Origin of the sequence: Modicisalibacter tunisiensis, from assembly GCF_020148005.1 — a bacterium.
In the GTDB taxonomy this organism is placed as follows: Bacteria; Pseudomonadota; Gammaproteobacteria; order Pseudomonadales; family Halomonadaceae; genus Modicisalibacter; species Modicisalibacter tunisiensis.
This window is the reverse complement of record NZ_JAGXFD010000001.1, coordinates 2,026,594-2,038,158: the sequence shown is the minus strand read 5'-3', so window position 1 is coordinate 2,038,158 and position 11,565 is coordinate 2,026,594. Positions and strand designations below refer to the sequence as shown.

At 62.6% G+C, this 11,565-nt stretch carries 8 protein-coding genes, 1 tRNA gene and 1 pseudogene; 3 read left to right on the top strand and 7 right to left on the bottom strand.

Annotation, left to right across the window (positions count from 1 at the left end; genetic code table 11):
* The first annotated feature begins 8 nt into the window (after window positions 1-8).
* Window positions 9-85 (top strand) — tRNA-Arg (locus KGQ91_RS09475).
* A gap of 298 nt (window positions 86-383) precedes the next feature.
* Here the strand turns inward: KGQ91_RS09475 and KGQ91_RS09470 are convergent.
* The 3 genes from KGQ91_RS09470 to KGQ91_RS09460 all read right to left on the bottom strand — a co-directional run bounded on the left by KGQ91_RS09470 (window position 384) and on the right by KGQ91_RS09460 (window position 4,520).
* Window positions 384-1,316 carry a TQO small subunit DoxD gene (locus KGQ91_RS09470; RefSeq protein WP_224420873.1) on the bottom strand — a complete coding sequence of 311 codons (933 nt, stop codon included), beginning with the start codon at window positions 1,314-1,316 and terminating at the stop codon, window positions 384-386.
* Between the two features lie 834 nt (window positions 1,317-2,150).
* Window positions 2,151-3,311, bottom strand: a complete 1,161-nt coding sequence (nspC, locus tag KGQ91_RS09465) for a carboxynorspermidine decarboxylase (RefSeq protein ID WP_224420872.1) — start codon at window positions 3,309-3,311, stop codon at window positions 2,151-2,153.
* A gap of 9 nt (window positions 3,312-3,320) precedes the next feature.
* On the bottom strand, window positions 3,321-4,520 hold the full coding sequence (locus tag KGQ91_RS09460; RefSeq protein ID WP_224420871.1) for a saccharopine dehydrogenase family protein: 1,200 nt from the start codon (window positions 4,518-4,520) through the stop codon (window positions 3,321-3,323).
* 456 nt (window positions 4,521-4,976) lie between these two features.
* Between KGQ91_RS09460 and KGQ91_RS16855 the strand changes: the two are divergent.
* Both KGQ91_RS16855 and KGQ91_RS09450 read left to right on the top strand, forming a co-directional pair.
* Window positions 4,977-5,279 (top strand): annotated as a pseudogene (locus KGQ91_RS16855) (cyclic nucleotide-binding domain-containing protein); the annotation flags it as partial.
* Between the two features lie 78 nt (window positions 5,280-5,357).
* Window positions 5,358-5,750, top strand: a complete 393-nt coding sequence (locus KGQ91_RS09450; RefSeq protein WP_224421400.1) for a Crp/Fnr family transcriptional regulator — start codon at window positions 5,358-5,360, stop codon at window positions 5,748-5,750.
* Window positions 5,751-6,213: 463 nt separating this feature from the next.
* Here the strand turns inward: KGQ91_RS09450 and KGQ91_RS09445 are convergent, their stop codons facing one another.
* From KGQ91_RS09445 to KGQ91_RS09430, 4 genes are all read right to left on the bottom strand, one after another.
* A complete protein-coding gene (locus KGQ91_RS09445; RefSeq protein WP_224420870.1) occupies window positions 6,214-6,531 on the bottom strand; it encodes a TraR/DksA family transcriptional regulator in 318 nt (105 codons plus the stop codon).
* Window positions 6,532-6,616: 85 nt separating this feature from the next.
* Entirely contained in the window at window positions 6,617-8,608 is a 1,992-nt protein-coding gene (locus KGQ91_RS09440) for a diguanylate cyclase (RefSeq protein ID WP_224420869.1), read from the bottom strand.
* Window positions 8,609-8,867: 259 nt separating this feature from the next.
* Window positions 8,868-9,896 carry a hypothetical protein gene (locus KGQ91_RS09435; protein WP_224420868.1) on the bottom strand — a complete coding sequence of 343 codons (1,029 nt, stop codon included), beginning with the start codon at window positions 9,894-9,896 and terminating at the stop codon, window positions 8,868-8,870.
* A 157-nt stretch (window positions 9,897-10,053) separates the two neighbouring features.
* A complete protein-coding gene (locus tag KGQ91_RS09430) occupies window positions 10,054-11,148 on the bottom strand; it encodes a porin (protein WP_224415341.1) in 1,095 nt (364 codons plus the stop codon).
* Window positions 11,149-11,565 lie beyond the last annotated feature (417 nt).

Here is an 11,565-nt window from a genome sequence, read left to right as displayed (position 1 = left end):
TCCATCGCGCCCCCGTAGCTCAGCTGGATAGAGCAACCCCCTCCTAAGGGGTAGGTCATAGGTTCGAATCCTATCGGGGGCGCCAAGGGAATCAATGGCTTGCAGCAACCCTCCCTCTCCGGTTCGACCCGAAACCACACTTCGCCCCCTGCCTCGCCCCCGGAAATATACCGACATGACTCGTGACGCCCGGACCGTGCAGGGTGTTCGGAGATATCAGCGTCAGACCACCATCGATGCTCCGTACCGCCGACTCCACTTGCCGTCCGGACGCCTCGAACCCCGGGAGGGCATGAAAGCCGGAGTACCCAACGCATTACCCGGGCCGTGCGCCGACCCGGGTAAACGCCATGCCAAAGGCGCATGCAGGATGGTGCCCCCGGCTATGGCCGGAAGCGGACCACGGAATCCTTGTTGTCGAGCAGATGAATCGTTGCCGATACCGCCGCCTCGGGGACCCGAATATCGACCATTGAGCCAAGGCGCAGCTTCATGACGCCATCGACCAGACTTCCGGAGTTGTGCGCCCAAGGTTCGAAGTGACTTTTCAGGACGTCGATATCCGAAGCATCGACGGTCTTCTTGCTGCCACCATCCAGGGTATATGTGATGGACGTCACGTAGGCAAAGGCGGAGGAAGGACCGGCATCCACATAGAGACGCTCTTGACCGGCAGACCCGGGACTTTCAACCACGGAAATGTGGTAGCTTCCTGTACTGGTAAGCTTTCCGAAGTCGAAAATCCCAAAATAGTAGCTGTAGAATCCCACGGTGAAAATCACGGACATGACTGTAAGTCCCAGACAGACATTTCGGGTGAACACCCCCGAAAAATCGTCGCGCTTCAGCGCATGATCGAGGGAATACGTATCAGCACCATGGATCATGACACTGACCGAAATAGCGAAACCCAGGGCCGCCATCGTCCACTCGTCAAGACACTCGTAACCCATCCAGCCGAAAATCAGCATCAGTGCAATATTCAGCAAGGCCGACCCGGTGGCCGCGAGGCGCGTCAGCAGTCCCAGGATCAGCCCCAGCCCCACCAGTACTTCGGCAGTGGACATGGCATAAATCGACCACTCCGCTACCACAGGATGCGCCAGGACCCAGTGAATAACCGGCTCTATAGGCGACCCCGGTGCCGCTTCCACCAGCTTGCTGGCCAGCGAAGCCGGCGTATTGATATCGTGCTTCGCGGGTACATTGACGAATCGACGCCACCCGCCCATCAGGAACACGAAGCCCATGGAGATCGCGGAAGCACGCAAGGCAACTCCACCACGCCATAGTGAAAGATTCGGGACTTTTTCCATCAGGCACCTCTGCTCCTAGTCACATTAATGAGGCATTCAACACGCAGGTTGATACGCTCTCATGCGATTTATATCAAAATAATATAAATCAACAACCAAATAGTACCATCACCCTCATTCCGCGACTTGACCCAGCTCAATAGAGACCGGGTCAACGGCAATAACGCCGAGGTCATGGCGAGGCATAACGGCATGCAGAAGAGCGGAAACGTCGGAAGTTTATCTGTCAGGAAGACAGGCAGAAGCGGTGTTGCCGGAATGAACGCCCTGACGACGCCCGGAGGGGCCTGAAGCAGGCGAATACAGGGCCTATGGTTCCTACGGCTGGAGACGTGCAGCACTGAGCCGGAGGGCCATGGTACGCAAATCCGTCAGTACCGTGGCCACGGGAAACGACAAAGAAAAGCCCGGCGCTCGGCCGGGCTGCATGGCGCTGTGTCCTGTCGCATTCTTCCACCCGCCCCCTGCGGATGCATCCCTGGTAAAGCCGTCCCTTGCTGCTCCTTTCCATGGATGTCGTGCCAATCTCAGGCTAGGCCAAAATCACGATGGAAAACATGACCCGTATCAAGCTCGGCGGGGACACGTTGCCGTTTTTCCGAGGCGACCGCCATCGATCCGGCATCGCTCGACTCGGCGCGGCGAGCCGTTGACGGCGGAAGCTGCCCGAGGCTGTGGCAACAGGCGCTTCGAAGTCATGCCATCGGTTCCTTGCGTCCGGGGATGAACAGGGAAAGTCTCTACGGTGGCTTCGGCCGGTACAACGACCGGGCACGACACACGACGCCCCGCGCGAGGGCGGGGCGTCGGGCCACGAACCGGTCACGGGGAGGTTCAGCTCAGGCGCTGCATGTAATCCACGTAGCCGAAGGTCCGCACCGTACGCACCGCCCGGGTGGTCTCGTCGACCCGGCAGATCGCCGGCAGGCGAATGCCATTGAAGGTGGTGGTCTTGACCATGGTGTAGTGGGCCATGTCGGTGAACACCAGGCGGTCACCAATCTCGAGCGGCTTGCCGAACGAGTAGTCGCCGATCACGTCGCCGGCCAGGCAGGTGGTGCCCCCTAGACGATACGTGTACGGCTTTTCGCCGGGCCGCCCGGCACCGATGATTTCCGGACGGTACGGCATCTCCAGTACATCCGGCATGTGCGCGGTGGCGGAGGTGTCCAGGATGGCGATCGGTCCATCGTTGTCGACGATATCCAGCACGCTGGCGACCAGAAAGCCGGTGTTCAACGCCACCGCCTCGCCCGGCTCGAGGTAGACCTCGAGATGCGGATGACGTGACTTGAAGTCACGAATGATCCGCACCAGCCGATCGACATCGTAGTCGGCACGGGTGATGTGATGACCGCCCCCGAAGTTGACCCAACGCAGGCCCGCCAGATACTGCCCGAACTTCGCTTCAAAGGCGTCGAGGGTTTCCTCCAGAGCGTCGCTGTTCTGCTCACACAGGGTGTGGAAGTGCAGCCCCTCGAGACCGTCGATATCACCCGGCTCGAGATCGGCCGCCCGCGTACCCAGCCTCGAACCCGGCGCGCAGGGGTCATAGAGCGCAACCTCGCCCGTGGAGTGCTCGGGGTTGACCCGTAACCCGCAGGAGATGCGTCGCGGCGCCGCCGCGACGGTCTCGCGGAAGCGCCGCCACTGCCCCGGCGAGTTGAAGCTCAGGTGATCGGCATAGCGCAGCACCACGTCCATTTCTGGCGCGGTGAAGGCCGGCGAATAGACATGCACCTCGCCGCCGAAAGTCTCGGCGCCGAGGCGAGCCTCGTCCTGGCCGCTGGAGGTCGTGCCCACCAGGTATTCGCTGACCAGCGGGAAGGTATCCCACATGGCGAAGCCCTTGAGGGCCAGCAGGACCTTCGCGCCGCTGCGCTCCTGAACCGCCTTCAGGCACTCCAGATTACGGCGCAGCAGGGCGTCGTCGACCACGTAGGCCGGCGACGGGCAGGCATGGATATCGAACGGGTATCCCGTGTTGTCCGTCATCGCCATCGATCAGGCCAGCGGATCGGCTTCGGGGTCGAGCTCGACCACCTGCCACGGCAGCCCCATATCGCCGATACGCTCCATGAACGGGTTCGGGTCGAGCTGCTCGACGTTGAACACGCCCTCGCCCTTCCAGACGCCCTCGAGCATCAGCATGGCACCGGTCACCGCCGGCACGCCGGTGGTGTAGGAGATCGCCTGGGACTGGACTTCCTGGTAGCACTGCTGGTGGTCGCAGATGTTGTAGATGTGCACCTTGCGACGCTTGCCGTCCTTGATGCCATCGACGATCACGCCGATGTTGGTCTTGCCTTTGGTGCGCGGGCCCAGCGAGGCCGGATCGGGCAGTACCGCCTTGAGGAATTCCAGCGGCGAGATCTCGCTGTCGCCCACCTTGATCGGCTCGATGCTCGTCATACCGACGTTCTCGAGCACCTTGAGGTGGGTGAGGTACTTCTCGGAGAAGGTCATCCAGAAGCGGATGCGCTGCAGCCCCTTGATGTTCTGCGACAGCGACTCGAGCTCCTCGTGGTAGAGCAGGTAGATGTCTTTCTCGCCGATGCCGTCGAAGTCGAAGGTGCGCTTCTCGGCCAGCGGCGCGGTCACCTTCCACTCGCCCTTCTCCCAGTAGCGGCCATTCGCGGTGATCTCGCGAATGTTGATCTCCGGGTTGAAGTTGGTGGCGAACGGATAGCCGTGGTCGCCGCCGTTGGCATCGAGGATGTCGATGGTGTGGATCTCGTCGAACAGGTTCTTCTGTGCGTAGGCGCAGTAGATGTTGGTCATGCCCGGATCGAAGCCGCAGCCCAGGGTGGCCATGTTGCCGGCGCTCTTGTAGCGCTCCTGAAAGGCCCACTGCTCCTTGTACTCGAACTTGGCCTCGTCCGGATGCTCGTAGTTGGCGGTATCCAGATAGGGCACGCCGGTGCGCAGGCAGGCCTCCATGATGGTCAGGTCCTGATAGGGCAAGGCCACGTGAATCAGCACGTCCGGCGTGAACGACTCGATCAGCGCGACCAGCGCCTCGACGTCATCGGCATCGACCTGAGCGGTCTGAATGGGGCGATCCAGCTGGGCGGCGATCGCCTTGCATTTCGCTTCGTTGCGACTGGCCAGGCAGATTTCGCTGAACACTTCGGGATGCTGGGCACACTTGTGAGTGACGACACCGCCGACGCCACCAGCGCCGATAATCAGGACTTTGCTCATGGGTTCGCTTCCAGATCGGGAAAAGTCAACAGTGGTAAGGGTCTTATCGGTGGTGGGATGCGCACGCCGCCCCCGACCCGATGCCACCCCGGTCTTGGCCTCGCCCGGACCTCGAGAGGCCGGCGAGAGGGCGCAGATGATGGCCCCCCAAGAGGCTGGCCGCAAGTGATTTTCGCGTCAACTCCCACCGTCCCCGGGGCTGCGGCACACGGCCCGGGATGCACTCGGCGCCCGCGTCTTGTGCAACCACCATCGCCCGGTCCGGTGGCGGGTGCACATTGCCGTGGCAGGTCGCGAGCCTTATAGTGACCGCTTACCAACAAGGCTTTCATGCACAATAATTTTACAAAAATAGTTGCACGCGGTTGCTATTGAACAATACTGGTACAAGATAATAAATTAGGCGTCTTTGCCCCAGGGAAGGCCCCCATTCGCGCTGAAGACCGGGTTCCGGGAATGGAGCCGGTGTCCTCACCCGTACGAAGCGTCATGCAGAATCTCGATCGACATATTGCGTTCACGGAGCGCGAACACCGGCTCATCTCGGCTCTGGAAAGCGAACCCTTCGCCGTCGCCCGGGGTGACACGCTCTGGCACCCGGACGAAGTGCCCCGCCACCTGTATTCCCTGCATCGAGGATGGGCGTGCACGCTGCATCGCTCCGAAGACGATGCCGAGCAGGTGCTTGACCTGCACTTGCCCGGCGATGTCCTGGGCCTGCTCGATTTCACCTTCACGACCCATTACACCACGGCGGAAATGCTGACTGACGGCGTCGTGCGCGCGATCCCGATCGCTGGCATCCATCGTCTTTTCCAGGCAGCCCCGCGCGTGGCCATGTCCCTTCAGGCCGCAACCGCACGCCAGCAGCGCAACATTACCCAGCGTCTCGTCAACGTACTGGGCAACGATGCCTGCTCGCGCATCGCCCATTTCGCCCTGGAGATCCATCATCGCCTGGCAGGCACCGGCATGGAGGTCAGCAATCGCTTCACCCTGCCCCTGACGCAACGGCGCCTCAGCCAGCTGCTGGGCATGAGCGAGGTCCATGTCAGTCGCACGCTGTCGGAACTTGCCGAACGCCGTCTGGTGCTTCGCCAGCGACAGAGCATCGACATCCTCGACTTCGAGGAGCTTGCCCGGATCGCCAACTTCCGCCCCGAACGCTTCAGCGACACCCTCAACCCGGCCTTCGTCGGCCGTGAGCCGCCCACCTCGCCTGACCTGTAGGCCCGGCCGAGCACGCAACGAAACGAGCCGGCGCCCCCCGAAGGCGGCGCCGGCTCGCGACCCGACAACACGTCGAAGCGGGCCCTTCCCTGGCAGTCACAACCTCCTGTTGACGAGAGCCCCGGGCCCACAAGCGGACCATCCCTGGCCATCGGGCGTCCCTGCCCGAAACGTCCCTGTCACGGTGTTCGCCCGTGTGTCGCCCCTTCCTGAGTCGACGCGCACAATGTCGCACGCCCTCCCGCCGGCGTAATTAACCCACGTTATCCTGTACGGTTTTTTATCGATAATCCTCGGAAAGATAACCAAGGAAAATGAGTCGGCAAACTTGACCCCCAGCCTGGCGCTATAGCCAATAAAAACAATGGATTAAATCGATAAACACAGGTCGCGTAACACGAGCATAAACTGCGCGCAATACGCCTTGCAGACCGGCGCAACCCGACCTGTCCCGTTCTGAAAGTCAGCGTTCCAGCTCGGCGCAATCAATGCACAGGGTCGCCATGGGCAGGGCCTGAAGGCGCCGCGCGTCGATCGCCTCGCCACAGGCTTCGCAGCGATCGCCCTCGCCGTCGGCAATGCGCGCGAGCGCCCGGTCGACCTGCTCCAGTTCCGCGAAGGCTTCCTCGTCCAGACGCTCCACCACTTCGTCGTTCTCGATCTCAAGCGACTGCTCGTCGGCATCCCTGTCGAGCGCGCGCGTCTTGTGCTCCCGATAGGCATGCAGGCGCGTCTGCAAGGTCGCCCGCAGGGCTTCCAGCGTGGCACGGCGATCGCTCATGGCTCGTTGCTCCGGGTGGCGGTCCTCATTTCCGTGTAGCGCCCCGGCGGCGAAACGGCCTTGACGCCGATCAGGAAACCCTCGGTCAGCCGGCGGGCGCCGCCTCGACCTCGACCCGATCGCGCCCCGCCGCCTTGGCCCGGTAGCTGGCATCGTCGGCGCGCTGCATGACCTGGCCGATCGTCTCGTCACCGGGGGCCAGGGCCGTCACCCCGAGGCTCAGTGAAACCCGGTAGCTGCGTCCCTCGTGAGTGACGCTCAGCGCCCCTACCGCCTTGCGCAGGGCTTCCGCGGTCCGGCGTGCCTGCTCGACCCCGCAGCCGGGCAGCAGGATCGCGAACTCGTCACCGCCGTAACGGGCCGCGAAGTCGCTGCGGCGAATCCGCGCCGCGAGCGTCCGGGCGATCAGCGACAGCATCCGGTCCCCGAGGGCATGACCGCCCTCGTCGTTGATCGGCTTGAAGTGGTCCAGGTCGAAGGCGATCAGTGCCGCCGGAACCGCGCCCTTGAGCCAATCGGCCAGGGCCTCTTCCATACGCCGCTCGAAGCCGCGCCGATTGAGCAGGCCAGTCAAGGGATCGTGCTCGGCCTCCCAGCGCTGCAGGGCCTCGTTTTCCCGATGCTCGGTGATGTCCTTCATGGTGCCGACGAAGCCCAGGGCCTTGCCCGTCTCGAGCCGGACCAGACTGGCGTGCACGTCCATCCAGATGCTCTCGCCCCGGGCCGTGACATACCGATACTGGCACTGGAAATCATGCTCGCTGAGGCGACTCGCCAGCCAGTAATCGAGCACGCGCTGACGGTCGTCGGGGTGAATGTGCGAATGCATCGAGTCCGCCTGATAGTCCACCAGCGAATGCCCCGTCATTTCCGTGAGTGCCGGACTAACGTACAGCAGCTCCCCCTGCATGTCGTAGACGAACATGCCCACCGGCGAGGAATCCAGCACGGCATCCAGAAAGGCCTGCCGATTGAGCAACCGTTGGCGTGCCTCGAGGCTGGTGTCCACCATGCGGTTGAACGCCTCGATCAGCTGGACGATCTCGTGGCTGGCGTCAGGCACGTCCAGGTAATCGCGGTGCCCGTGACGCACCGCCTCGATCTGGCGGGTCAGGCGGCGAAGCGGCCTGAGCAGCAGATGAATCAGCCACGCCAGCATCGGCAGCATCAGCAGGATGGTCAATCCTCCCGCCAGCCACAGCTGGTTGAGGAAGGTGCGCAGCGGCGCAAAGGCCTGATCGGCCGGCAGGAACACCCCCACGATCCAGCCGGGCGTCCAGATCTGACGGTAGCTCTGCAGCGCCGTTTTACCGCTGGGCAGCGCACCGGTGAGCGTGCCCTGCCAGCCATCCAGCACCAGCTCGCGCCAGGCCGACGGCACCACCGAGGCCGCCGGGGCCAGCAGGTGATCCTGCCGCGGGTGGGTCAGCACCTTGCCCGAGGCGGTCATCACTACCGCGAAGCCCTGCCGCCCCAGGCGGATACGCCGCAACTTGGCGAACAGGCTGCCATTCTCGACACTGATCAGCCCGCCCACCATGCCGGCGAAATGCCCCCAGGCATCCGCCAGCGGCACGCTGAACAGAATCCAGGGCGTGCCGCCTGGCTGTTCGGTGAACGGCTCACTGACGTGGGGGCGCCCCACCTGCTGCTGGAAGCGAAACGACAGCCGATCGCTGACATCCGTACCGCGTCGCCCCGACGAACGCGGCCAGGCCGCCTGCACCCGGCCTTCGGCATCGGTCACGATCAACCCGTCAAACAGCGTCAGCAAGCCACTCTCGTTACGCAGGCGCGCCTGCAGCGACGCCGCGTCCGGCACCGCACGCGGGGCCATTGTCGCCGCCAGCTGCTGCAACGCCGCCAGCCGCAGCTCGACCTCCTGGTCGATCTGCTGGGCGATCAGGCGGGCCTCATACTCCAGATGGGTGTCATTGACGTCGCGAATCCGGTCCTGCCCCGAGTACCAGAGCGCCACCATCAACACGCAGACGATCACCGCCCAGCCCATGCCCAGGCCGATCAGCAGGCGGCGGCGCAGCGAGCGCCGACCTGTTCGTCTTCCGCTTTGTGTCATGGTGTCGCGCTCCGCGAGATGCAAATCGCCGTGGGGATTCACTCTGCCCGCCCCTGCGGGCCGTCAGGACCAGGTGGCCTCGTCCACAAGGCCGTTTAAAAACCGTCGGTCTCCTGGGAGGAGGTGTGTATCCAGTATCGGCCGGAGAAAGGCAACCTTGAGCCTGCCAGGCGTTGACGGGAACAAAATGCGGCCCTAAACCACGCCGGCCCGTCATTGACGGGCCGGCGTGGTTCGAAGGAGGACGATCTTGGAACGATCAGCGGGTGTCCAGCTGCTTGACGCGCAGCGCAAAATTATTGGCCGAGTCCTTGGCATTGCCGTAGTTATGCCCCTTGACCCAGACCGTGTAATGCCCCGGCGGCAAGACTTGCTTGATGTGAACATTGCCGGCAAAACGCGAGCCCTCGTCGCTGGCCACGACATTGCCCTGGTCATCGAGAACCCGCGCTTCGATCTGGAAGGACCCCTCAGCACCGACCATGGTCGACGTATTGACGGCCACCGTGCCGCGTTGAACCACGTCGAAGCTCAGCGCCTTGCCCTCAAAGTTCATGTCGACGTCGGTGACGACCTCCTTGAAGCGACGCGACTCGTCTTTCGGCCTTGCCTGGCTCGCCGACTGACTGTCGTTCGCCGTGGCCGCCTTCGTATCGGACGGCCGGGCAGCCGACGCCTTGGACGACGAACCCGCAACCGCCGGTGCCGCCAGGGCTGCCGAGGCTTCCGGCGAGCGCACGAAGGCCGTCGTCGGCCCCTTCGCCTCGGCATCCTTGTCAAAGAGGATACCGCTGCCGCTATCGATACCGCTCTGGGACCCACTCAGGCGCTGACCCTGCGCGCCCAGCCCGGATACCGAAATGGTGTAGCGATTGCCCTTCAGCTTGGTGTTGCCGAATTCCCGGGCATAGACCTTGACCACGTAATCGCCGGGCTCCAGTTGCTCTGTCATGTGCAGGCCACCGTTCGTGCCCAGTGCCTCGCTGCGGGCGACGACATTGCCCTGGGCATCGAGCAGCCGGGCCTTGATCCGATATTCATCGGACATGCCCGCCCGCGACGCGCTCTCGATCAGGTAGCGTCCGGCCTTCTTCACGGTGAACTTGTGCTCGTTCCAGCCGCCGAAATTGAAGCTTTGGCTCTGCGCGTCGGTGCGCTGCTGAAGGTACTGGCTCAGGTCCAGAGATGACGATTTATCGTAATTGGGCGGCATGTCGGCCTGTGCGGCCGGCACGACGACACACAGGCCCAGCCCGATCACGAGGGGAGCCAGAAGCCGATGATTCATAGCTGCTTGTCCTGTTTCACAAGAAAAAGAGGGGGTTGTCTTTAAAGACGGTGATCACGAGTCTGCACCGCCCCGGCCCGGGCATCAAGCATCCACCCACAAGAAAGCCGGCCCCGAGGGGCCGGCTTCGCTGTCCATCCAAAAGCGCAGGGGGCTTTTAGAAGGTGTAGGCCAGACCGGTAGCGACGAAGTCATCTTCGTCCTTAGACTGGTCGTACATGGTGGACTCGACGAAGTAGGTCACTGCCGGCGTCAGGCTGTAGTCGGCGCCCAGCATGACCTGGTTGTAGGTCTCGTCGCTACCATTGGGATTGTTCGACGACACATTGTTCTGCTCGTCGACGTACTGGTAGGTCGCGTAGACATTACCCATGCCGTAGGCATAGTTGGCCTTGACGGCATACATGTCGGACTTGTCGGTCGCGGTGTCGTTGCTGCCGTCGTAACGCTCCCACTTGGCGCCCAGGGTCAGCGCGTTCATGGAGTACATGGCGGAGAGACCGTAGGCATCGCCGGCATCGTAGCTGCGGTAGTCGTAGGTGTTCAGATCATCGTAGACGGCTGCCAGCTGCAGGGCGCCCACGGTGTACTTCAGGCCACCGACAAAGGATGCGGCGCTGCCGTCGCCATTGCGTTCGGCCTCGGCGTCACCCTTGTACTGGGTACCCAGGGAGAACTGCAGACCAGCGAAGGACGGAGACAGATAGCGAATCTGGTCGCCTTCCCGGTCGTCATTGAACGTGTCGTTTTGTGCCGAAGCGCTGGTCTTGCCGTCACCGATGTAGTGGCTGGAGTTCCAGACACCGACATACCAGGAGCCGTCGACCGGATCCTTGACCCAGTCGTCGATCAGCACATCGTAGGAGCCGATCTTGACGTCACCGAAGTTGCCCTTCAGGCCGGCGTAGGCGGTGTCACCGGAGTCGTAGTTGCGCTTCTTGAGCTCGTCGGCCTGGAAACCGTCCAGCTCGAGCTTCAGGTAGGCGACCAGGCCCGGGTTGACCTGATGCTGGGCGGCGACACCCAGGGTAGTACCGTTATCGAAGATATCGTCCTGAGAGCTTACACCTTCGCCAGGCTGAACTGTTCCGTCGTTGTTAGCATCAGTTGCAGTTTCAACAGAGCGGTAACCGATCTGAATGTTGCCGTACAGGTCGACCTGAGTGCCGTCCTGGTTGTAAACGGTGGCGGCTTGTGCAGCGGAGGCGCCCAGGGCACCAGCAATAGCAGTCGCTAGGAGCGTCTTTTTCATCGCGATAGTTCCTTAACTAGCTTACTTTTTCGATCGTTATCTAAAAGCGGCTTGCCGGACTGCGCCCAGTGGATGCATGAGCGATCCGCCTCGGCCAAGCCTTGTTATTATCCAATGCTCGCAGGAGGAACCTTATACCGGGTTCTGCACGAACGCAACAAGAAAAAACACTGTTTTTAATCCTGTCGCCCGAGGCGTCTCCTCGGCCGTCTCTCCTACGATACGGCTGGCCTCGCAACGGCACGAGACCGCGTCACGAAGCACCCTAACGCCGCTGTATGACGAAAGCGTGACCAACGCGAACGGCGTTCATGATGGGTCGAGGTCACGACCATTGCAAGCACCCTGAAACCGCGGGCAAGCGGCCGTGGCCAACGGCTGGTTAACGGAGGAACGAAGGCCTGGCCACTGCCGGTG

Excerpts from the sequence above, each read along its gene's own strand:
- KGQ91_RS09470 (WP_224420873.1), bottom strand. The coding sequence starts at position 1,316 with ATGGAAAAAGTCCCGAATCTTTCACTATGGCGTGGTGGAGTTGCCTTG.
- nspC (WP_224420872.1), bottom strand. The coding sequence starts at position 3,311 with ATGACGGACAACACGGGATACCCGTTCGATATCCATGCCTGCCCGTCG.
- KGQ91_RS09460 (WP_224420871.1), bottom strand. The coding sequence starts at position 4,520 with ATGAGCAAAGTCCTGATTATCGGCGCTGGTGGCGTCGGCGGTGTCGTC.
- KGQ91_RS09450 (WP_224421400.1), top strand. The coding sequence starts at position 5,358 with ATGTCCCTTCAGGCCGCAACCGCACGCCAGCAGCGCAACATTACCCAG.
- KGQ91_RS09445 (WP_224420870.1), bottom strand. The coding sequence starts at position 6,531 with ATGAGCGATCGCCGTGCCACGCTGGAAGCCCTGCGGGCGACCTTGCAG.
- KGQ91_RS09440 (WP_224420869.1), bottom strand. The coding sequence starts at position 8,608 with ATGACACAAAGCGGAAGACGAACAGGTCGGCGCTCGCTGCGCCGCCGC.
- KGQ91_RS09435 (WP_224420868.1), bottom strand. The coding sequence starts at position 9,896 with ATGAATCATCGGCTTCTGGCTCCCCTCGTGATCGGGCTGGGCCTGTGT.
- KGQ91_RS09430 (WP_224415341.1), bottom strand. The coding sequence starts at position 11,148 with ATGAAAAAGACGCTCCTAGCGACTGCTATTGCTGGTGCCCTGGGCGCC.